This window comes from Brevibacillus invocatus (genome assembly GCF_003710915.1).
GTDB lineage: Bacteria > Bacillota > Bacilli > Brevibacillales > Brevibacillaceae > Brevibacillus > Brevibacillus invocatus.
Genome location: NZ_RHHR01000029.1, coordinates 23198 through 44375 on the forward strand (window position 1 = coordinate 23198; position 21178 = coordinate 44375).

The 21178-nt window shown below is 52.2% G+C and carries 20 protein-coding genes; 1 reads left to right on the forward strand and 19 read right to left on the reverse strand.

Going from position 1 to position 21178, the window contains the following annotated elements:
• Nucleotides 1-12: 12 nt before the first annotated feature.
• Nucleotides 13-3663 carry an AAA family ATPase gene (locus EDM52_RS15690; RefSeq protein WP_122909920.1) on the reverse strand — a complete coding sequence of 1217 codons (3651 nt, stop codon included), beginning with the start codon at nucleotides 3661-3663 and terminating at the stop codon, nucleotides 13-15.
• Nucleotides 3664-4911 (reverse strand): exonuclease SbcCD subunit D, encoded by a 1248-nt coding sequence (locus EDM52_RS15695; RefSeq protein ID WP_122909921.1) that lies wholly within the window; start codon nucleotides 4909-4911, stop codon nucleotides 3664-3666.
• Between the two features lie 157 nt (nucleotides 4912-5068).
• On the opposite strand from EDM52_RS15695, the gene EDM52_RS15700 reads away from it, so the two are divergent.
• The gene (locus tag EDM52_RS15700; protein WP_122909922.1) at nucleotides 5069-5845 is read left to right on the forward strand and encodes a hypothetical protein; all 777 of its coding nucleotides are present in this window, start codon (nucleotides 5069-5071) and stop codon (nucleotides 5843-5845) included.
• 83 nt (nucleotides 5846-5928) lie between these two features.
• Here EDM52_RS15700 and EDM52_RS15705 read toward each other — a convergent pair whose 3' ends face one another.
• The 17 genes from EDM52_RS15705 to EDM52_RS15785 all read right to left on the reverse strand — a co-directional run bounded on the left by EDM52_RS15705 (nucleotide 5929) and on the right by EDM52_RS15785 (nucleotide 21166).
• Nucleotides 5929-6843 (reverse strand): COX15/CtaA family protein, encoded by a 915-nt coding sequence (locus EDM52_RS15705; protein WP_122909923.1) that lies wholly within the window; start codon nucleotides 6841-6843, stop codon nucleotides 5929-5931.
• A gap of 133 nt (nucleotides 6844-6976) precedes the next feature.
• Nucleotides 6977-7912 (reverse strand): heme o synthase, encoded by a 936-nt coding sequence (gene cyoE, locus EDM52_RS15710; RefSeq protein ID WP_122909924.1) that lies wholly within the window; start codon nucleotides 7910-7912, stop codon nucleotides 6977-6979.
• Between the two features lie 184 nt (nucleotides 7913-8096).
• Nucleotides 8097-8555 (reverse strand): DUF420 domain-containing protein, encoded by a 459-nt coding sequence (locus tag EDM52_RS15715; RefSeq protein WP_122909925.1) that lies wholly within the window; start codon nucleotides 8553-8555, stop codon nucleotides 8097-8099.
• 41 nt (nucleotides 8556-8596) lie between these two features.
• Entirely contained in the window at nucleotides 8597-9469 is an 873-nt protein-coding gene (locus tag EDM52_RS15720) for a cytochrome c oxidase assembly protein (RefSeq protein WP_122909926.1), read from the reverse strand.
• A 227-nt stretch (nucleotides 9470-9696) separates the two neighbouring features.
• On the reverse strand, nucleotides 9697-11139 hold the full coding sequence (locus tag EDM52_RS15725) for an NAD-dependent succinate-semialdehyde dehydrogenase (protein WP_122909927.1): 1443 nt from the start codon (nucleotides 11137-11139) through the stop codon (nucleotides 9697-9699).
• 22 nt (nucleotides 11140-11161) lie between these two features.
• Entirely contained in the window at nucleotides 11162-11665 is a 504-nt protein-coding gene (gene paaD / locus EDM52_RS15730) for a 1,2-phenylacetyl-CoA epoxidase subunit PaaD (protein WP_122909928.1), read from the reverse strand.
• 14 nt (nucleotides 11666-11679) lie between these two features.
• On the reverse strand, nucleotides 11680-12513 hold the full coding sequence (paaC, locus tag EDM52_RS15735; RefSeq protein WP_122909929.1) for a 1,2-phenylacetyl-CoA epoxidase subunit PaaC: 834 nt from the start codon (nucleotides 12511-12513) through the stop codon (nucleotides 11680-11682).
• Between the two features lie 17 nt (nucleotides 12514-12530).
• Entirely contained in the window at nucleotides 12531-12872 is a 342-nt protein-coding gene (gene paaB, locus EDM52_RS15740) for a 1,2-phenylacetyl-CoA epoxidase subunit PaaB (RefSeq protein WP_122909930.1), read from the reverse strand.
• A gap of 9 nt (nucleotides 12873-12881) precedes the next feature.
• Complete coding sequence (gene paaA, locus EDM52_RS15745) at nucleotides 12882-13850, reverse strand: 1,2-phenylacetyl-CoA epoxidase subunit PaaA (protein WP_122909931.1); 969 nt, start codon at nucleotides 13848-13850, stop codon at nucleotides 12882-12884.
• A gap of 121 nt (nucleotides 13851-13971) precedes the next feature.
• Nucleotides 13972-14796, reverse strand: coding sequence for a methyl-accepting chemotaxis protein (locus EDM52_RS15750; protein WP_122909932.1), 825 nt, complete (start codon nucleotides 14794-14796; stop codon nucleotides 13972-13974).
• A gap of 116 nt (nucleotides 14797-14912) precedes the next feature.
• Nucleotides 14913-16145: an ABC transporter substrate-binding protein gene (locus tag EDM52_RS15755; protein ID WP_122909933.1), complete on the reverse strand. Its 1233-nt coding sequence runs from the start codon at nucleotides 16143-16145 to the stop codon at nucleotides 14913-14915.
• Between the two features lie 35 nt (nucleotides 16146-16180).
• A complete protein-coding gene (locus tag EDM52_RS15760; protein WP_122910052.1) occupies nucleotides 16181-16924 on the reverse strand; it encodes an ABC transporter ATP-binding protein in 744 nt (247 codons plus the stop codon).
• 8 nt (nucleotides 16925-16932) lie between these two features.
• Entirely contained in the window at nucleotides 16933-17712 is a 780-nt protein-coding gene (locus EDM52_RS15765) for an ABC transporter ATP-binding protein (protein WP_122909934.1), read from the reverse strand.
• Nucleotides 17709-18737 carry a branched-chain amino acid ABC transporter permease gene (locus EDM52_RS15770; RefSeq protein ID WP_122909935.1) on the reverse strand — a complete coding sequence of 343 codons (1029 nt, stop codon included), beginning with the start codon at nucleotides 18735-18737 and terminating at the stop codon, nucleotides 17709-17711. Before EDM52_RS15770 ends, EDM52_RS15765 begins: the two co-directional genes overlap by 4 nt.
• Nucleotides 18737-19615, reverse strand: a complete 879-nt coding sequence (locus tag EDM52_RS15775) for a branched-chain amino acid ABC transporter permease (RefSeq protein ID WP_122909936.1) — start codon at nucleotides 19613-19615, stop codon at nucleotides 18737-18739. The genes EDM52_RS15770 and EDM52_RS15775 overlap by 1 nt, the downstream gene beginning before the upstream one ends.
• 136 nt (nucleotides 19616-19751) lie before the next feature.
• The gene (gene paaX / locus EDM52_RS15780) at nucleotides 19752-20579 is read right to left on the reverse strand and encodes a phenylacetic acid degradation operon negative regulatory protein PaaX (RefSeq protein ID WP_122909937.1); all 828 of its coding nucleotides are present in this window, start codon (nucleotides 20577-20579) and stop codon (nucleotides 19752-19754) included.
• Nucleotides 20580-20743: 164 nt separating this feature from the next.
• Nucleotides 20744-21166 carry a thioesterase family protein gene (locus EDM52_RS15785; RefSeq protein ID WP_122909938.1) on the reverse strand — a complete coding sequence of 141 codons (423 nt, stop codon included), beginning with the start codon at nucleotides 21164-21166 and terminating at the stop codon, nucleotides 20744-20746.
• Between the last annotated feature and the right edge of the window lie 12 nt (nucleotides 21167-21178).

Below are 21178 nucleotides of genomic sequence, written 5' to 3' on the forward strand. Positions count from 1 at the left end.
TTCCTCTCCCCGCTATTCCATTTCCAGATTCAGCCGGCTGCCTGCCCCCATCGGCTCAGCTGGCGTCACGACCAATCGTCGCGGCATGCGCACGCGGATTTCCGGCACGTGACTGATCACTCCGATCGTAAAATCCTCCATGCGAAGTCGTTCCAGCGCATCCATGACCGTCTCCAGCAATTCCGGATCGAGCGTGCCAAAGCCTTCGTCGAGGAAGAAAAACTCCAGTCGCCCGCCACGCATCTGAATCTCCATGGAGAGAGCCAATGCGAGCGACAGCGAGGTCAAAAACGTCTCTCCCCCAGACAGGGTGCTGACTGGACGCCTCAGTCCTCCCGCAGCCTCGTCGCGCAAGACAAATTCACCTTCGTCGCCAATTTCCAGACCGTAACGATTCGCGGTCATCTTTTTCAGATGGTAGGAAGCGTCTCTTGCTATGGAAACCAGCTTCTCTTCGGCAATAAACTGAACAAACGCTTTTGCCTCAAACAGCTTTTTCAGCTCTTCCAGCCTGCTCTGTTCGTCCTGCTGCTCCTCTAGTCGCACTTGCAGCTCCAGCCATTTGCTGTGATTGCTCTCCATCCGGTCCACATGCTCTTTGGCAACCGCCACTTGCTTTTGTGCTTCCTGGAAGGAGTTCTCCCATTCCTCCCACGCTTCTTTGGCTGCCAGAACCTCTTCTCGCGTGACCGTGCGCCCGGCAATCGCCTCATTAAGGCGATGCTCATCATAGCGCAGCTGCCCCATTGCCTGCTCATAGGACTGGACCTGTGACTGTGCATGCTCCATGCCGTCTCGCGCTGCGTACAGCTCCCGGACACGCTCCACCGTCTGGATGCCGCTCTCTTGCAGCGCGCTTTGCAAGGCTTCCTGTGCCTCATTGCGCTGCTTCGTCAGCACCGCGTAGGCTTCCGAGTATTTGACGAGGTTTTTTTGAACCTGCTCTCGCTGATCGGCACACGCTTTGCGCTTCGCTTCAGCGGCCGAGACAGTCTGACGCAATCCAGACAGCGTATCCTCCACCTGACGCAAGCATTCCTGGGCAGGCTTGCCGCCTGTGCGCTCCAGCCACAGCGCATGCTTTTGCTCCCACATGCGTTTCCGGTCTTCCAGACGTTCCTGCAGATTGGCCTCCCGTCCTTTGCCCTCTGACTGCTGCTTTTTGGCAGACTCGCATGCTGCAAGCAAAGTTTTGCGCAACGCTTCTTTATCCGCACGCAAGGCTTGCAGCTCGGCCAACCGACGATCCAGCCTGCCCAGCTCCTCGAAGCGCTGCTCGATTTCCTCTACCGCCAAGTCTCCCCGTCTCGCTTCCAATTCGTCTGCGCTGCGCTGCGCTTCTTTCGTCGCTGTATCCAGTCGCAGTCTGCCTTCCGCGATCGCTTTTTCCAGCTGTTCCTGCAGGATTCGGCTTCGTTCCAGCAGGCGCAACTCTGCCGATTCTTCCTCTCGCAGCTTCTCTACCTGCTTTTGCAGCTGTTCGCGTTCCAGCTTTGCCTGCTCACGTGCTGTCTGTTTGGCTAGAAGTTCTTTTTCCTCTCGTTGGTAGACTGCCAGCAGCTCTTCAAAAGACTGCACGGTCCAAGGCTCCCCTTCATTCCAGCACTCTTTTCGGATCGCTTCGATCTTCTCTTCGATCTGCTTCTGCTCCGATAGCAGGGCAGTCTGCCGCTCTTCCAGGGCCGCGTGCTCCACTTTTGCGGTCAGCAGGGATTCTTTGGCCTGACGAGAATGCTGCTCCGCTTCGCGCAAAGCAGCTTCTGCCGCCTTGATGCGCGCACGCAGCTCGTCCCCCTGGTTAAGATTATTTCCTGGCTCTGAGCTGCTGTTTGCCTCATGAGCATGGTGTGTCGAACCACATACCGGGCATTCCTTTCCATCCTCCAGGCGCTCACGTAAAAAGCGGGCCATGTTTTCCTGCTGCCACTGCTCCCAATCCTGCTTCAGCTTGTCCCATTCCAATTGCTTGCGGGCAACAAGCGCTTCTTTTTCCTGCCAATCTGCTTCATAACGAGCCAGGATTGTCTCTGCCTGCTTGCGTTCCTGCTCCAGATGGTTCTCTTTTTCCTGCCAGCCTGCTTGCTGTTGCAGCTGCTCGCGCCATTGACGGCCGGCCTGCTTCATATCATTGAGAATCTGTCGTTCCCGATCCCATTCACTGTCCGTCATGCCGGGATTGGCTTCCAAGGCAGTCCAGCGTTCCCTCATCAGCTGGAGTCTTGCCGCACTCTCCTCCCAGCTCCTGCGATGCTGTGCCGCTTCCGCAGATGAGCGTTGGGCCTGCTGTGCCAAATCCTCCAGCTCTTTCATCAGCTCCTGCTGCTTGATTCGGTCCCTGTTCCATTGCTGCTTGGCCTCACGTGCCGCCCCCACCTGATCACGCCACTCGGGTGTCACGGTGACAGCCCTCGTCTGCTCCTCGAGATGCTTCCATTCCTGCTCCCATAGCTGGAGGGCAGCCTCGTCCTTCGCCAGCCGCGCCTCTGTCTGTTCCAGAGCAGTCCGCACCTCTTGCCATTCCCGCTCCAGTGCCGTCCACTCTTCGCGGATTCGACCCAGCTCCACTTCCCATTCCTCGGCCAAAGCCAGCCTTCCCTTTTGCTCGATCAGAAGCGGCTCCTCAGCGGCATGCCTGGTCTGTGCCTGCTCGCAATCCGCTTCTGCCACTTGCAGGGCCAGTTGTACTCCGACCTGTTCCTCGCGGCTTCGTGCCAGCGCTTGTTCTGTCGCGTGCCATTCCTCGTCCAATCGCTGCCATTGCTGCAGCATCGGCCACAATCGTATACTCGACTCCCAATCCCGGATTCGGGCTTTCAAGTCAGCGATCTCCTCTTGTCTGGTAAAAAGCGCCTGCAGCTGAGTCTGGACACTCTCCATCTCCTGCAGCCATTGATACAGCTGCTCCAATTCCTTGATCTTGTTCGCCAGCCCCTGCTTTTGTTCCCTGAACTCCTGCTCTTGTCGGGCTGCCGCTGTCCAGATTTGCTTGGCTTCCTCCAGCGCATCCACTCCTGCATCTCCCAGTGCAGCCATCTCCAATTGCAGCTGGTGCATCTGTTCTTTTGCCTGATCCAGCGCATGGCGGACGCGTTCGCTCAGCTTTTCCCCGTAGATATGTAGCCGGAACATGCGCTGCAGCATTTCATTGCGCTCACTGCCTTTCAGGGTCAAGAAACGGGAAAATTGACCTTGTGGCAGCACAACAGCGCGGGTAAAATCCTGCAACGTGAGCCCGATCAACGCTTCTACTGCCGCAGTGGCCGAGGTCGCCTTGGATTCAAGGACGACATCAGGCTCGCCAGTCAGATGTCCCAGCTGGATCAGTCGAACTTCCGGCTGCCTCTTGTTCCCCTTCTTGTCTAGGCCAAATTCCCGCTCCACCGTGTACTGGCGGCGATCGCTTCCCTTTCCCAGCTCGAAGGTAAAGGAGACAAAGACGCGCTGCTCCAGCTGATTCAATACCTCCTTGGGATGATTGCCCCCGCCGAGACGGACGACTTGTCCATAGAGAGCAAGTGTAATCGCGTCCAAAATCGTGGACTTGCCGCTGCCAGTCGGTCCGAATATCCCGAACAGTCCCGCCTGACAAAGCGTTTCGAAATCAATCTCCTGCATTTCCCGGTAGCTGTGCATCCCAGCCAGCTTCAATCGAATCGGCTTCACCTACACTTCCTCCTCTCTGCCTGTGTCTGTCTCTGCGAGCAAGCGTTGAAACATGGTGACCAGACGTTCATCGGGCTGCGCCCCTCTTTTCCGCTCGTAAAAACGACGAAACAACTGATCAGGTGATAGTTCGGTCAGCTTCACGCGATCTTGCTCCTCGTCCTCCTCGCGATCAGCACGTACAACAACCCGCTGTATTTTGAGAAAATCGTCACTCAGCTTGCGCAAGCGTTGAAATTCTGTCGGATCAATCACATCGGATACATGGATCTCCAGATCAATCCAGGCACCTGCATCTCGGCCTTCAGCCAGCCAGCGCTCCACCTGTTCAATCCCCTCTGTGGCCTTCCAGCGCGCCAAGGGTCGGCCGCTCTTTAGATAAAGGATCTCTTCACGCACTTCACTTCCTGGCTCTACATCGACAAGCACCACGGCCTTGCTCTGTCCTGCCTCGGAAAAGCTGTAGCAAAGCGGTGAGCCGCTGTAGCGAACGAGCGGCTTTTCCCGCAGCTTTTGCAGGCGATGCAGATGGCCCAGCGCGACGTAATCCGCCTTTTCCGGAAACGCTTGTGTAGAGACGGTCATTGCTCCCCCGATCTGGATCGGCCGCTCCGAATCCGTCTCCTCGCCTCCCATGACAAACAGGTGGCTCATCACCAGATTGACGGTATCCTCGCGAAAATGGGCGGAAAGCTCTGCAAGCAGCTTGCCAATCCGGTCGGAAAAGGCCAGCTGCATGTCTTCCTGTGTAAAGCTGTCGCTGAGCAGCTCCTTTAATCTCGATTCGGATGGGTAAGGTAGAGCCAAAATGACAGCATGATGTTCACAGCCTGGAACCGCCAGCTCCAGCCAGGAAGGACCCCCTTGCACAATTTGAACGCGATCCGGTGACGGTTCTTCCGGTTGCAAAGGCGCTTCCTTGGGCAGTCCCAATAGTACGATCCCGTGTTTGGAAGCCAACGGTGCCGCTGCCCGAACGCGCTCTGGCTGATCGTGATTGCCCGCAATGACAACGACCCCGCGCTTCCCTTCTGCCGATAGTCGTTCGACCGCTTCGTAAAAGAGCTCTTCTGCCCAAGCTGGCGGATTGACTGAATCATAGACATCCCCCGCGATCAGCACCACATCTACCTCGCGTTCATCTGCAATCTGGCAGATTTCATCGACGAAAGCAGCCTGCTCCACGCGACGATCCCGCCCCTCCAGCTGCCGCCCGAAGTGCCAGTCGGCTGTATGTAAAATGCGCATTCGTTCCACCCTTCCTGTCACGATCATGTGTTTGCTTTTTATTGTAGCAAAAGAAAGCGAACTACGCGGTTGAAATTTACCCCACCTGGTGTAACTTTTCGCTTTCGGGACTCGTCTACATCACTACTATCCGTTTAAAAAGAGGTGCTTTCCAATCATGATCGACAAGCGTATACTCGTCCTTGCTGCGGGACTTGGACTGATCGGTGCTGTACAAACCTTCCTCCCTGTTTCTTCCTTATCAGCATCGACTCCTGTTCGACCAACAATCGGTGCTGCTACTGAAATAAATGAGCATCAGGTAAGAGAATGGATCAATGCCAAGGCACAAGAAGAAGCTTCCACAGAGTCTTTCACATTTCAACAGGTAAATCTCGATGAAGATGAGGATCTGGAAATCATCGCCAAACATAATGGCGCGGTCCATATCGGCAGCTTTTACGTGCTGGATCGCCAACCGGATGGCCGTTACTCCCTGATCGCGGAAAAATCCTGGAACGTCCCTCGTTTTCAGCTGGAGCGCTGGGATGTCACCCGCTATGAAGACGATTCGGAATGGAATACGCGGCCAGCAAAAGAACTGGGGATAGTAGCTGGCAAGCGCCTCTTTGAAACGGTCAACCACACGGGAGGCACAGGGCTCGACACGTATGAGGCACATCTTTGGTATCTGGAAAACGGACAGCTCGTCGATGCGTGGAACGGTACTCTTCAGGAAACATCACAGGTCCCAGGTGGCCAGCTTTTTCAAACCGCTGGCAGTTATCAGCTGGCTCTTGCTGACTCTGAACATCCCGTATTGTACACTTGGAAATTGACACAGGAGCTGGATCCGGAGTCAGGCGTTCCGCTTTCTGACCAACTCGAAACGACTGCGGAAGTGCTGTATTTTGAACAAGGAATGTTTCAAAAGCGATCTGCTCCCACAAAATAGTAGAAAAACTTGGCTTATCGCCAAGACAGATAGCGAAAGCCGCTTCCTCGTTCATCGGAAGCGGCTTGTGGTTTTCACCTTTTTTATTTCCCCGGCTTTTTTGCCTGTGGCTCCTTCAGTGATTGGAGACACATGTAGCACATGACGCCGAACAAAATCGTAATCACCATCGAGTGGAACAATGTCGTGTACAGATGCAGCTTGGACAGAACCAGGATTCCGCCGCTCAGCACCTGAACCAATACAAGCACGAATGAGAGGACGCTTGCTCCATACAGATCACGGCGCGTCTCTTTGTAGTGACGCATCGCATAGATCATAACCCCGAGTAGCAGGAAGACGAGCAATAACGCTCCCAGCCTGTGTACAAAGGCGATTCCCGCTTGCCCGGACAGCTCCGGAATGACTTGCCCCTGACACAGCGGCCAGTCGCTGCACCCCATACTGGAGCCTGTGTGACGGACGTACGCACCCAAATATACGACTCCGTATGCGTAAATCGTCACTCCCCATATCCAGTTGCGGAACTTTCTGGAGACTCCCCCTTGCACCATCTGTTCCATCTTGTCTCGCTGCAAGACAAAGAGCGTCAGCAAGAACACGCCGCTAAAAGCAAGCAAGGAAAAGCCAAAGTGAAGGGCAAGCACAGAGGAAGATTGCGGCCAGATCACCGCAGATGCGCCAAGAATCGACTCGACCACAATAAAGAACAGGCCGAAAATAGCGAGATTGCGGACTTCTTGATTGCCGCGATAATAACGCCAGCACATGATGGAGAACACGCCCACAATAATACCCGCAATCCCGGTAACCAGGCGATGTGAATATTCAATAATGGATGCCAGCGTATACTCAGGTACCCATTTACCGTTGCAAAGAGGCCAATCGTTTCCACACCCCAAAGCAGAATCGGTTTTGGTCACCAATGACCCAGCGACCATGACGATGAACATAACAATTGTAGAGAGAACGGCTAGTGGCTTGAGCCATTTTTCCATAGTCGATACACCCTGTTTCTGTAGAAGGATTGAGGTCCTTAGCGGTACCCCTAACATCTGTCCCTTCTTACGATAGTGAAACATCCCCTGCTAAGCAAGGGATGTTCGGTGAACATTTCGTGAGGTTTAAGTGTCAATAATGGTACACCATTGTACTGATGACAATGGCCACACAAAAGACGGTCAAATAGAGGATCGAATAGCCAAACAGCTTCTTCGCCCACGCAATATCGTCTTTGGTATGGAAGCCTTGATAGAGCAAGACCACGTAGATCAGACCCATCACGCCCATGACAGCCAGGTATACATATCCAACGCTGCCGTGCAGAAACAGGAGCAAAGATGCAGGGAACAGAACAGAACCCCACAGGAACATTTGACGTTTTGTTTCAGCAAAGCCTTTTACAACAGGCAGCATCTGCAATTCACCAGCGCGGTACTCTTCCGTTTTCATCATCGCCAAAGCGAGGAAGTGGGGCGGCTGCCACAAGAACAGGATCAAGAACAGCAACCATGCTGCGAAGTCCATTGTGCCCGTCACGGCTACCCATCCGATCACCGGTGGAACAGCACCAGACACCCCGCCAATGACCGTATTCAGCGTCGTAACCCGCTTCAGCGGCGTGTAGATCAATACGTAAAAAATATGTCCAATCAAGCCCCAGACAGCAGCCAACGGATTGGCATACACAGCAAGTATAGCCAAACCTGCGAGCAACAAGCCAATTCCGATCAAGAGTGCACTACGAGCAGAGATACGTCCCGTCGCTACAGCACGATTCTTGGTTCGAACCATCTTTTTGTCCAGGTCACGGTCGTAAAAATTGTTCAATGTACAGCCTGACATGATCACCAGTGCAGACCCGATCAGCGTCAGAATCGCAAGCTTCCAGTTTGGGAAACCAAAAGAGGCTAACCAAAGGGCCGCAAATGTGGTCATCATGTTGGACATGGTAATGCCGGGTTTCGTCATTTCCACGTAGTCTCGCCATGTAGCCTTTTCTACCCGTTGTGCTTGCAGGGAAGAGTCGGTATTGAGCGATTCCTGCATCGTCACTTGCTGGTCCACGATATATACCTCCTATCAGAATCTATCAGTGAATGCCTCTAGCACGGTACTCCTTCACTCGATTGAGCGAAGCTATGAACACGGCTTAGAGGTCGGTAAACGACGAATCTTCCTTCAAATGGCAAACTATTTTTCATTGTAGCCAATGCCTCTGAATGTAGTCAACTTGAATTGACAGTTGCTGTTACCAGCCGAAAATGACGTCAAGCACCCCGGTTGTCTCTCCACCCGGATAGACTAGGTACAGCAAGGAGTACACAGTCACACCGGTAATCGCTGTCACCAGCCAGATCACGGAAGTCCAAGGGCCGATCTTTCTGTGCTTGTCATAGCGCTTCTTGTAAGCATAGTTCAGCGTCACCAAGCCCATCACTCCACCTACTGTAGCCAAAATGATGTGGAAAATCAGGAAGATCTGGTAGATGACACGAATGTTGTCAGGTCCGCCAAACAGCGTGTTTCCAACGAAAATCGTGCGTGAAACATACGTGATGAAGAAAATGGTGGCACAAATGGCTGCCCATTTCATCAGCTTCATATGTCGTTCCATATTTCTCTTTGCGATGGCGTACCAGCCAAGCGCTACTAGAATACCGCTAATCGCGATAAATGATGTACTGATCGTGGGCAATAAAATGGCCATGTCCTACACCTCATTCAAATAATCTCGGATTCAAGCAATCTCTATCTCTCTACGATTGGAACAGATGGCTGCTGGTCCATCGGCAAGTCATCCTGTTTCTCATGCTTATACCAGTTGTAGAAGACGTAGGCGAGAACACTGCCATATACGGCCTCCTGAACCAGCTTCATAATGATTCCACCCAGTCGTTGATCATAAAACGCATCATGCGTCACGAAGAGCTGCGGAGCTGACATGTAGTAGTTGTACAACGGCTCTCCGGCAAAAATGATCAAGGCACAGGCTGGTGTAATCAGCACTCCGTTTGCGAAAATGTACGTCAGCTTTTTAAGCCCGGCCAATTGCTTCTTGTTATCGGATAGTGGACTCACGATCGGCCACCACATGGCAAAGGCAGCAAGCACCAGTATGATGTGGTAAATCGTCATCAGCGTATGATTGCTCATAGCTGAATCAAAAATGAACGGTACATGATAGAAGGAGAAAAGCGAGTTAAACATCAGTGCAGCCACCAACGGCTGAGTCGAAATTTTCAGCATCAGCTTCAGCGGCTTGGGTTCAAATATTTTCTCCAAAAGCCATTCCGGCATCGCCAGCAAAGCGAGCGGCGGCAGGGCAAAGTACAAAATCGATTGCTGCAGCATGTGCATACTAAATAGATAATGATGGCCGTAGTAGCTGATTGGACTCCCTTCCGCTGCATAAAACAAGATCAATGCAAGAACAAACAACCAGCGTTGTCGATTGGTTGCCGGCGCAGCATTGATAAATCTTTTATGCAGTGGGCCTGTCAGTAGAAAATATAGAATCGCTATGATCAGCGTGACAAGCATGATATCCGGACTCCATAAATCCGAGAAGGAACCCAGTCCCCCTGCTGTTGGCATATCATGTTGTTGATGGTTGTTTCCCATCAAAATCCTCCCTCCAAAAGAAAACCTCTAACCGAGGACTGTTCAAGGATGAGCGAAGCGACGAAGCAATACTGTTAAAAGGGTGCCCTCTTTACATTCTCCATTATACCGTTGTTTTCGCCAATCTTCTCGCTACAAATTGAACAAAGTGTTGACAAATCTGCTGGAAAAATAAAGAGGAGCCAGACAACGACGTCTTGGCTCCTCTTTCTATCATCTATAATCGATTACAGTCCAAACGAAACGAATTTGGTTTCCAGGTACTCATCCATGCCGAAGTGTCCGCCTTCGCGGCCAATTCCGCTCTCTTTAAAGCCTCCAAATGGCGCTTGTGTCTGGGTCGGCGAGCCATCGTTGATTCCGACGATGCCGTATTCCAGGAGCTCAGCCATACGGAAGCAGCGTTGGTTGTCACGCGTATACACGTAGGCAGCGAGACCATAGCGTGTATCGTTTGCCTGGCGCACGACATCCGCTTCATCTGTGAATCGCACGATCGGCACCACCGGACCAAATGTTTCTTCGTAGGTGATTTTCATTTCATCTGTCACATTGGCAATGACAGTCGGCTCACAGAAGAATCCTTTGGCGTAGTCGCCCTCCGTCATCCGGCTTCCTCCGTAAACCACTTGGCCGCCCTTGTCTTTGGCGTCCTCGATATGCTCCAGCACCTTGTTCAAGGCACGCTCGTTGACGAGTGGACCGATCTCGGTTTCCTTCTGACGTCCGTCTCCCACTTTCGCCTTTTTCAGACGTTCTACCAATTTCTCTGTAAAGGCATCGGCCACTTCCTCATGCACATACAGGCGATTGGTACAAATGCACATCTGACCGGAGTTGCGGAATTTGCTCTCAAACAGTCCCTTCACAGCGGCATCCAGATCCGCATCCTGGAACACGATAAACGGCGCATGACCACCGAGCTCCATGCTAACGCGCTTCACCTGCTTCGCCGCTCCCTCCATGAGGAGCTTGCCGACGCGGGTGGAACCGGTAAAAGCAATCTTGCTTACTTTCGGATTGTCGATGAACTCCTGACCGACTGCCTCCGCTTTTCCTACGACGAGGTTTACGACACCCTTCGGAAAGCCAGCCTGTTCAATCAGTTCAAACAGGCGAACGGCTGTGAGTGGCGTGCTTTCTGCCGGTTTGAGCACAACTGTGCAGCCTGCTGCCAATGCCGGAGCAATCTTGCGCACCACCATATTGATCGGGAAGTTCCACGGCGTAATCGCTCCGACAACCCCGACTGGCTGGCGCAAAACCATGATGCGTTTGTTGGCAACGGATGACGGTATCGTTTCCCCGTATACACGCTTCGCTTCCTCAGCGTACCAGACGAAGTTGTCAGCAGCCCCAAGGACTTCCCCTTTTGCTTCGCCCAAAGGTTTGCCCATTTCAGCCGAGATCAGTCCCGCGAGTTCGTCACGACTGTTCTTGACCAACTCGGACAAGGTGTACAGGTATTTGGAGCGCTCGCGTGCTGTCAGTTTCGACCAGCCGCCAAACGCTTCGTGTGCGGCATCGATTGCTTTTTTGGCTTCGCGACTGTCACCAAAAGAGGCCGTTCCAACCAATTCGCCCGTCGCAGGGTTGATGACCTCAAGCGTTTCGCCGCTCTCGGCGGTGACCCACTCTCCATTGATATACATTTGCTTGCTCTCTCCCATGACCCTCGCTCCTCTCATTCGTTCAATAGATAGGTTTTAGCGCCTCAAACGGATTCTTGCAGTGCCGGCAATACAATATGCTGCGACAAGCTGCAGGACCAAAAAGGTTCTCAATCTGTGTATATGGGGAATCGCAATACGGACAGCACACTTCCCACGAATCGCCTGGCTTGAAATCCAACGGCGGCGGGGCGATGCCAAAGCTGCGCAGCTTGTCTCTGGCATCCACGGCGATCCGGTCCGAAGTCCAGGCAGGATCGTATACAAAGTGAACCTGAACCTCGGAAACCCCTTCCGCCTCCACCAGCTTTTCCGTGATATTTTTCTTCATGATTTCAAGGGCGGGACAGCCGACAAAAGTAGGCAGAACCTCTACGATCACGATGCCGGAATTCACTCGCACCTGATGAATCATACCCATTTCTACCATGCTGATCACCGGAATCTCCGGGTCTGTTACTTCCTGCAGCAGTTCCCAGCATGTCGCTTCCAGCTGTTTCTCCATTTGATTCAGATCTTGCGCCATGCCCTTCACCCCTTTTACCAGCTAGCAGCCGGATCGATGCGATACACCTCAGACAAGGTAGCGACTGCCTGCTCCAGATCAACCGTATGCTCACCTGCGCGACCGCGCTCGGATGCAGCACCCGGTTCACCAGGCCAGTTCAAGCCCGCCTTTTTGAAAATTTCCTTCGTCTCATTCAACCATTTCTGTCTGAGCAGTTCTTCGCCTGCAATCAACCCATAGCGAACGATTTGCTCGGCATTCGGACCAAGATCACTCAGTTCGCCCGCATCTTCCCATACGAGGGAGATGGCTGCCTCCAGCTTGTGGCGCGCATCTGGCGTACTGTTGGCGAGCTGGTTCAGCCAGACCTGCCAGTGCATGAGATGATAGCGATGCTCGGTCAGCATTTTGCGGCTCACCTGCGCGAGCGGCACGTAGGAGGATTGCAGAAGCGCCTCCAGACGAACCTGCTTGTGCAAGCCGTACACATAGCTGCGAACGATCGCATACGCCCAGTCGTAATGCGGGTTGTCATTGTAATCTCCCGCTCCATTTTTACGCTCGACGAGGATCGCATTGCGGAAATCCTTCGCCTCGCGAAGCTGTGCGATATCATCTGCTTTCCCCAGTCCCAGCGCTTCCAGCATTTCATAAAACATGACGGCGTGGCCCATCATATCCTGAGACATCGAGGAAAAAGCGACGTCCTCTTCAATGTGGGGAGCCAAGCCCAGCCATTCTGATCCCCGGTAAGCCAGGATAAAATCGTCATCAGCCAGCTGGAACAGGAGATCAGCCAAGGCTTGCACGTATTCCTGGTTTTGTTTTGCTTGTTCTACCGTTTCTACACGTACCATATCGGCCATAATTGCTTCCCTCCCGCTTAGCTGCCGCTCTTCGCTTGTTTTTGCTGATCTTCGTAACGTTCCTTGTGCTGGCGCCATCTCGACTGCAAATCTCCGTAGCCCTTGGTCTCCCGGTAGCTTTTGTTGTCGAGACGCTCCAGGAACGGGCGCTCTTCAGGGGTCAATCCAAAGATGTCATCCCGCTTGACAACCCAGAGATTAAAGCAGGGCTCGCGTCGCAAAAAGTTCTCGCGAGCCATCGTCAGGGCCACTTCCTTGTTCGGAGCCAACAGACTGAACTGATGGGCAAAGGATGCCGTGACGTTCTTTTGACTGAATACCTCGTATATGAAAAAGTCATTTCTGGTTTCTGTACTCATTTCATTCACCTACCCTGCTTGGCGGCCAAACGACATGATCGCGTCCCGCACCCATTTTGATTCTTCATAAGAAGTTTCGCGAAGATTCAGACGGTGGGCAGAGCGCGGACCATTTCCTTTGACGATCTGCTTGAATGCCTCCCAGTCTGGTTGTTGATACACCCATTTTTGATTCGCTTCGTCGAAGTGAATCGTGTCATCCGGCAAGGTAAATCCAAGATGGAAAATACGTGGTACGTACTTCGTCAAGAATGCTTGTCGCAGCTCTTCATTCGTCTGCGTCCGAATTTTGTAGCGCATATTGGCAGCTTGATTACTGGTGACGTTTCCATTTTCTGGCGGTCCGAAGAACATCAGCAGGGATGGCCACCAGCGAGTGATGGATTCCTGCAGCATTTGGCGCTGACCTTCTGTACCCTCTGCCAGATCGAGGACGATGCTCTCGCCATGCTGGGCGTGGAACTTCTCTTCTGCACAGATGCGATGCAAAGCCCGTGCATAGGGAGCGTAAGAGGAATCGAGCGACATCGTTTGTGTGATAATCGCGGCACCATCCACCAACCAGCCGATCACACCGGCATCAGCCCAGGTCGGAGCTTCCATGTGGAATACGTTGTGGAATTTCAATTTGCCCGTGAACAGATCGTCCATCAGATCTTCACGCGTCTTGCCCAGAGGGGCCATCAGGTCTTCCGCCACGCGGAGCAAGAGCTGACCGTGTCCCATCTCATCCTGTACTTTTGCCATGATCGCCAGCTTGCGGCGAAGCGTCGGCGCTTTCGGCACCCATTCCTTTTCTGGCAATGCACCCATGATCTCGCTGATGCCATGCATGGAAATCAACTTGATCAGTTGATTGCGGTAATCGTCCGGCATCCAGTCATCGGCTTCTATTTTTTCTCCCCGGTCGATGCGTGCTAAAAACGCTTCCATTTTTTCATTCTCTGTCAGATCAGAACGTTCCATCTGTGTTTGCATGGAGCAATCCCTCCTTTTATCTCATTTACACTATGATATTTTTATAATACGTTTTTGTAACGTTATAATAACATAACGTCATACGTTTTTGCAATACTGCGAACTTTAAAACCATTTACCATTATTCAGACCCTGAAAGAGCCGATGCTTTGCGCAGCTGATCCGCCATCTGGCGAAGCTCCTGCATGACAGCATCCAGCTCCTGAATTCGCGTAGACTGATGGAGGCTGTGATTCATCGTCTTTTCCATTTCTCTCGATACCATGCCAACCAGCCCATTCATTTCATCCAAGATCCGAAATATGTCTTTCGCCGACGTAGAGGTGGTATGGGACAGCTTTCTGATTTCCTCAGCCACTACCGAAAAGCCTCGACCTGCAGCTCCAGCCCGAGCCGCTTCCAGCACAGCATTCAAACCAAGCACATTGGACCGCGTAGAGATGTCGCGAATCAGCTGACTGATTTGTGAGGTTTCGGCAATCTTGCTCTCCATTTGCACAGCGGTATCGCTCAACGTATGACTGGCCTGGGCTAATTCTTCCGCTTCCCTCGCCAGGCTTTCCGTATGCTCAGCAATGCCCTCCAATGCTTCTGTCAAGCTCTCTGCAAGCCCGCGCAGACGATCCTCCTGATCGGTCGTCACGCCTGTAGACAGACATCCGACGACCTGACCGTTTTCAACGAGAGGATAACCGACTGCGATGTACGGGATACCGTAAATCTCCTTGCCAATTTTTCGAACCATTCTCTGATTCTCTGCTACGGCCGTTGCATTGATGCTGCCTGGACGGAGCATGTCCCCGACCTTGATTCCCAGGTTCAAGCCCTTCGTCGGGTAATACGCCAGGAACTTTTCTCTGTCAGTGACGCCTATCATACAATCAAACAAAAATGCCTTCTGCAGGATCGGGGCAACCATAAGAACGCTGTTGAGAATATGAGACATGACCATACCTCCTGAGTTCGTGACGAAAACGGCTATTCCCTTCGCACCCATTCGTTTGCGAAAAGAACAGCCATATCGGTTCCTTCCATTCCACTTCTGCTTACTTCATGCGCTTCTTACTTCAAAAGCTGGAATTTTCCATCCTTCACTTCAACCATGATCATGCTGTCTTCTGTCAAACCGTTGTGATCCTCGGCAGAGAATGTAAATTCACCTGTGACCCCAACATATTTCACCTTTTCCAGTACTTCTCCGAGCTTGGATGCATCGCCGCCCGCTTGCTTCAAGCCCTCTACGAGCAGGTTCAAGCCATCGTAGCCGTATCCGGCAAAGCCGTCTGGCTCAGACTTGTATGCCGCTTGATAGCCATCGACGAATTTTTTGATGATCGCTGCTTGCGGATCGTTCGCATCTACCTGATCAGGTACCAGCAATTTACCCGCTACCATCAGCACACCTTCACCGGCATCGCCAACCAGCTCCAGGAATTTGCTGTTAGCCGAACCGTGGCTACTGATGATCGGAATGCCCAAATTCAACTGCTTTGCTTCTTTTACAATAGTCGCAGGGCCAGGGTTTGTACCAGCAACGATCAGCACCTGTGCGTCTGTACCCTTGATTTTGGTCAATTGGGAGCTCATCGACGGATCTTTGGTACCGTATTTCTCTTCCGCTACAATCGTAATGCCGTACTCTGGCGCATACTTCTGAATTTGCTGCGTCCAGCCGCTTCCGTATGGATTGCTGTCATTCAGCGTTGCGATTTTGGTGATGCCTTTTTCCTGCAAATATTTAAAGATGCGTTTGGTTCCATGAACATCCGTATGCGGCGTTTTGAAAATGCCCGCACGAACCGGGTTGGTTACTTGGTCAGCAGCTGCCATCGAGATCATCGGCAGATTCTCTGATGCGGCATACTCAGCCATTCCCAGGGAAGGACCGCTGCCGGAGGAGCCCAGAACCGCTACGATCTTGTCTTTGGATACCAGCTTTTTGATCGCTTTTACTGCTTCGGTATTATCGGACTTGTCGTCTTCAAAGACGATTTCGACCGGACGACCGTCTACGCCACCCGCGTCATTAATTTCTTTCAGGAGCAGCTCCACCGCTTGCTTTTCCGGTACACCCAACGGACTGTTGGCACCTGTCAAAGAAAAGATCGCTCCAACCTTAATCGGTTCCTTGCTTGCTGTTTCAGTAGCTGCAGGCTGGGACTGACCAGCTGCCTGGCCCCCTCCGGTGCTATTGCCTTCCGCCGCCGGCTTTGCTCCTCCACCACAGGCTGTCAGCAAGACGAGGGAAGCAACTGCCAAAGGGTATAACCATTGTTTGAACTGGCGTTTTTTCATTGTAAAACCCCCTATTATATTTGTGACTGTATAGGTCAAACCGCTTCGTGGGAATGTCCCAGATAAGCAGATTGCACACGTGGATCATGGCTGATTTGTTCAGATGTGCCTTCGAGCATGACCGTCCCGGTGCTGAGCACGTAGGCACGGTCCGAGATAGCCAGTGCGGCGCGAGCATTTTGCTCGACCAGCAGCACCGTTGTACCCCATTCCGATCGAATTTCCTGCACAATCGAAAGGATTTCCTTGGCGATCAGAGGGGCAAGTCCAAGCGAAGGCTCGTCCAGTAGCAAAAGTCTGGGGCGGGATAGCAACGCCCTGCCGATCGCCAGCATCTGCTGCTGTCCACCGGAGAGCGTCCCGCCGAGCTGCCATTTGCGTTCGGCTAGAATAGGAAAGCGCTGGTAAACAGTCTCGATCTCCTTGGCAATCTCCTTTTTGCTTGTCTTTGGCATTCGATGCGATGCTCCCAGCCAGAGGTTATCCTCTACGGTCAGTGTGGAAAAAATCTGTCTGCGCTCTGGTACATGCGCCATCCCGCGTCCCACCACCAGCTCGGCTGGCACACGCGTGATTTGCTCATCGCGAAACCAGATCTGTCCCTCCTTGGCGTCATGCAGCCCGCAAATACAGTTGAGCAGCGTGGTCTTGCCCGCACCATTCGATCCGAGCAAGGAGACGATCTCTCCTTCGTTGACCTGCAGATTGATGCCGTGCAGCACCTCTACAGGACCGTAACGCGCCACGATATTCTCTACTTTCAAGATCGCTTTTTCCATCACTCTTTTCACCCCCGGCCTTCCTCTTCTTCCGTTCCCAGATAAGCGGCGATCACTTTTGGATTCTCCTGGATTTCACGCGGTGTTCCCTCTGCGATTTTGGTACCTTGATCCAGTACGACGATGCGATCGGCAATCGCCATGATCATGTCCATATCGTGCTCGACCAAGAGAATCGCCGTGCCATTTGCGCGAATCTCCTGAAACATTTTGCTCATCTCCGCTGTCTCTGTATGATTCAAACCGGCAGCCGGCTCGTCCAGCAGCAACAAGGTGGGTTCTGTCACCATCGCTCGGGCGATTTCCATCAGACGAAGCTTTCCATAAGGCAGGCTGCCTGCTTGGGAGAAAGCCAGTGAAGCAAGACCTACCTGCTCCAGCCATAGCTGCGCCTTCTCCTTCATCTGCTGTTCCTCTCTGCGCGCCCGCCCCAGGTTCATCCCGCAGGAAAACAGGCTCGATTGCGTCTTGGTATGCATGCCGACCATGACATTTTCCAGTACGGTCATATCGTCAAAGGTCTGCAGGTTCTGAAAAGTCCGCGTGATGCCCAGTCCGGCATATTCATAACCAGGTACGGGGCCCATCCCTTTATTATTGAAGCGAATCTCACCCTCGGAAGGTGGGATGACGCCTGATACCATATTGAGCACCGTGCTCTTGCCTGCACCGTTGGGACCGATCAAAGCCAGGATTTCTCCTTTATTGACCTGAAAATTGACTTGATTGACTGCGCGTACACCGCCAAAATCGCGTGAAAGGTTTTGTATTTCCAACAGAGCCGTCATGTTGTCGCCTTCCTTTCCACTCGCTGATCGGATTGAAGATTTGCCGCCTTGGCTTTCGCCTTCTTCGCTTGCGATTTTTCATAGAGCGTGCGGAGACGTGGAACCAGCCCTTCTGGCATGAACATCACGATCAGTACCAGAATCGCTCCAAAGACGATGGTATCGATATCTCCCTGGAGGCCAGGAATCACTTCACTCATCATGATCAAGCCTTCACTGATGAAGTTGATCAGGACCGTTCCGACCAACGCACCCCAAATACTCGTCATACCGCCGATGACTACCATCGTCAGAAACTTGATCGATTCATGCAGTCCAAACGGCTGAGGGTCGAGAATCCCCATGTAGTGGGCGTACAGCCCTCCGGAAATCCCTGCGAACATCCCGCTGACGACGAAAGCGTTCAGCTTGAATTTGCGTACATCAATCCCCATCGAGGTTGCGGCAATCTCGCTTTTGTGGATGGCGCGAAATGCGCGACCGACCCGGGAGTGAAGCAGATTGAGCGAAAAGAGCAGGACACAAGTGACAACGCCCCAAATCAGGTAGTACATCGACAGCTCGCTATCACCAAAAAACGTGACTTTCGGGATGCTGATCATGCCGTTGGCTCCACCAGTTACCGGCTCCCACTCTGTAATGCCGATCTGAACGATGTAGCCGAAAGCCAAGGTAGCCATCGCCAGATAATACCCTTGCAAGCCGGCGATCGCCCTGCCAAGGATAAAGGCAAACAGTCCCGGTATGATTGCCGACGCCACCAGTCCAACAAACGGTGATAGACCGTATTTGGTCGTCAAAACAGCTGAGGTATAGGCACCGATGCCCCAAAACGCTGCTTGTCCCAGGGAGATTTGTCCCGCCAGCCCCATCACCAGGCAAAGTCCGATCGTCACGATGGCGTGGAGACCGATGATGATTCCTACCGAGCGGTAATATTCATCCGGCATCACGAACGGAAAGACAATCATCAAGATCAGATAAATCCCAAAGCTTTTGCCCCATTTATCGATTACCTGCTTCATCATAGCCCTCCTTTGCCAACGCTGCGTTCACCAAAAATGCCGGATGGCTTCACCAACAACATGCCGATCAATACGAGAAATGCGATCGCGTCCTTCATGCCGGAGCTGACATAGCCCGCTCCCAAGGATTCCACGATTCCGAGCAGAAAAGCCGCTACGGCTGCACCGAGAGGATTGCCCAGACCACCCAGAATGGCAGCGGAAAAGCCTTTGATCCCGAGCAATACACCGATGTCATACGAGGTGACGGAAAGCGGCGCGATGACAATTCCCGCGATTGCTCCTGTCGCACCACTGATGGCGAAGGCGAGCATGCTCATTTTCGCTGGACTGATTCCCATCAGGCGAGCTGCCATCGGATTGACGGAACATGCGTTGATCTTTTTGCCGAGGATTGTTCTCTCCATCAAATACCAGAGCAGGAAGAGGATGATGAGAACGGCAGCCAAAATCCAAAGGCTTTGCTGAGCTACCATGACTCCTCCAAACGAGATGGGTTCGTTGCTCGTGATCGGTGCCAACGCAAACGCGTCTTTTCCCCAAATCAAGCTGGCAACCCCGCGAAACAGGGTGGAAATTCCAATTGTCAAAATTATCAAACTTATTGGATTAGCTTTCTTCACATAGGCAATCACATACTTCTGCATCATGATACCGACCAAGGTGACGAGCAGGATCGCCAGTACGACAGCTATTACATACGGAACGTTCATTCCAATCATGGCAACCGCTACCATCCCGCCAAGCATCAAAAACTCCCCTTGTGCCAGGTTAATCACTTTGCTGACGTTGTAGATCGTGATAAACCCGACGGCTACAATGGCGTAAATGCCGCCACTGACCAATCCGTTCGCAACATACTGCAAAAATTCTGTCATAAACGTGCTGTACCCCCTTTTGTGTCTAAGTTCTAACAATTACCAGTTTAAACGCTTACATTTAAGAAAATGGGAGTTTTCGTGTCAACAGGTAAGACCTTAGCTTTCTAAGGCCTTACCTGTGTGTGACTGCCTCCTACTTGGATGGCGCTGCCTCATACACGGTCTCGAAGAATCGAATAGCCCCTGGATTCAATAATTGATAGTAATTCTGGAACAGCTCATCCGCTTCTTTGCCGAGCCAGAGCTCCGGCAACAATTCTTGCGGCAAATCCGGATCGATAAACAAAAACTTGCGGTACTGGTGAACCAGATTGGTTTTCTCGACGAAGCACAGACTGTCGGCCACCTCTTGGTTTTGACGGACCATTTCAGCCAGCTTTTCGTAATCCTTTTGATAGGTATCGATAAAGCCTTTGTATTTCTCATTGATCTCGTCGATATTCCAGCATTTTTGCACCAGCTGCTTCGATTCACTCCAGCCTTTGTGCTCGGCTGAGAAAATCTCTACATGCTCGGTAATTTCATACGCTTCCGTCAAGTCTTTTACGCGATCCTCCAAATGGTTGGGACTAATCCATGTACTGGTAGTCAGCATGCCGAACCCCATGTATCCCAGCTCCTTGCGAAGTTGATCGCGCAACGAGCGTCGCTCTTCCGGGATGTTGTAACTGACGATGCACCATTTTCCGTCCCATTTGTCTGACTCTACCTTGTAGATCCGTTCACCCGCCTCTTCCAGATGTTTTTTCCCTCGCTCCGATAGCGAATAAAAGCTTCTATTCCCTACCTTTCGGGACACCAGCCATCCCTGGCGAAGCATCCTGGAGATCGCTGCGCGGACTGCAGGCTCGGACAATTCGAACTCGCCCATCAGCTTGGTCAGACTGCCAATCCAGATCTCACTTCCGTAATGACGGACATATTCACCATAAATGGTAAACAGCATAGATTGTGGCTTCACTTTATTCACCCCGTAGATCGATTCATACCTATTCGCTTCGCTGTGAAATTGTACCATATTCTTTGCAAGTACGTGAATCGACCCAGCGCATATGACGCAATAATCGTATTACGTAATAATAACGTCATTATATAAAATCATTTCATAATAGTCAATTTTTTCTGTCACATTTTCTTATTTTCTGTATCTACCTCTTCTTGTAGAGTCTGGAATTTGCGACTCATGTCGTGCTTGTTGAATATCGCCTGGGTAAAAGTCCCTAATGCAACCGCATTGCGGGAAGTGTGCGCACTAACCTCGCACACCACCCGCTTCTCGGTCACTTCCACGCAGACTGCCCGAAAGGTTACCTCCTGACCGACTACGGCCGGACCGACATGCTTGATATTCACGGCATACCCGCAGCCTTCCTCGTGATCCTCCAGATACGGCAAAATCACCTGCCTGCCTGTCAGCTCCATATAGTAAATCACGCTAACCGTAGACATCACAGGATGCACCATCTGTCCTTCGAAGACAGGGAGCATATCCGGCGTCACGGTCACGGTTATTTCTGCTGCTGTGCCTGGTCGAAGTCCGCTTTCCAGGGTAGACTGCCT

Excerpts from the sequence above, each read along its gene's own strand:
- EDM52_RS15695 (WP_122909921.1), bottom strand. The coding sequence starts at position 4,911 with ATGCGCATTTTACATACAGCCGACTGGCACTTCGGGCGGCAGCTGGAG.
- EDM52_RS15700 (WP_122909922.1), top strand. The coding sequence starts at position 5,069 with ATGATCGACAAGCGTATACTCGTCCTTGCTGCGGGACTTGGACTGATC.
- EDM52_RS15705 (WP_122909923.1), bottom strand. The coding sequence starts at position 6,843 with ATGGAAAAATGGCTCAAGCCACTAGCCGTTCTCTCTACAATTGTTATG.
- EDM52_RS15715 (WP_122909925.1), bottom strand. The coding sequence starts at position 8,555 with ATGGCCATTTTATTGCCCACGATCAGTACATCATTTATCGCGATTAGC.
- EDM52_RS15720 (WP_122909926.1), bottom strand. The coding sequence starts at position 9,469 with ATGGGAAACAACCATCAACAACATGATATGCCAACAGCAGGGGGACTG.
- EDM52_RS15725 (WP_122909927.1), bottom strand. The coding sequence starts at position 11,139 with ATGGGAGAGAGCAAGCAAATGTATATCAATGGAGAGTGGGTCACCGCC.
- paaD (WP_122909928.1), bottom strand. The coding sequence starts at position 11,665 with ATGGCGCAAGATCTGAATCAAATGGAGAAACAGCTGGAAGCGACATGC.
- paaC (WP_122909929.1), bottom strand. The coding sequence starts at position 12,513 with ATGGCCGATATGGTACGTGTAGAAACGGTAGAACAAGCAAAACAAAAC.
- paaB (WP_122909930.1), bottom strand. The coding sequence starts at position 12,872 with ATGAGTACAGAAACCAGAAATGACTTTTTCATATACGAGGTATTCAGT.
- paaA (WP_122909931.1), bottom strand. The coding sequence starts at position 13,850 with ATGCAAACACAGATGGAACGTTCTGATCTGACAGAGAATGAAAAAATG.
- EDM52_RS15750 (WP_122909932.1), bottom strand. The coding sequence starts at position 14,796 with ATGTCTCATATTCTCAACAGCGTTCTTATGGTTGCCCCGATCCTGCAG.
- EDM52_RS15755 (WP_122909933.1), bottom strand. The coding sequence starts at position 16,145 with ATGAAAAAACGCCAGTTCAAACAATGGTTATACCCTTTGGCAGTTGCT.
- EDM52_RS15760 (WP_122910052.1), bottom strand. The coding sequence starts at position 16,924 with ATGGAAAAAGCGATCTTGAAAGTAGAGAATATCGTGGCGCGTTACGGT.
- EDM52_RS15765 (WP_122909934.1), bottom strand. The coding sequence starts at position 17,712 with ATGACGGCTCTGTTGGAAATACAAAACCTTTCACGCGATTTTGGCGGT.
- EDM52_RS15770 (WP_122909935.1), bottom strand. The coding sequence starts at position 18,737 with ATGAAGCAGGTAATCGATAAATGGGGCAAAAGCTTTGGGATTTATCTG.
- EDM52_RS15775 (WP_122909936.1), bottom strand. The coding sequence starts at position 19,615 with ATGACAGAATTTTTGCAGTATGTTGCGAACGGATTGGTCAGTGGCGGC.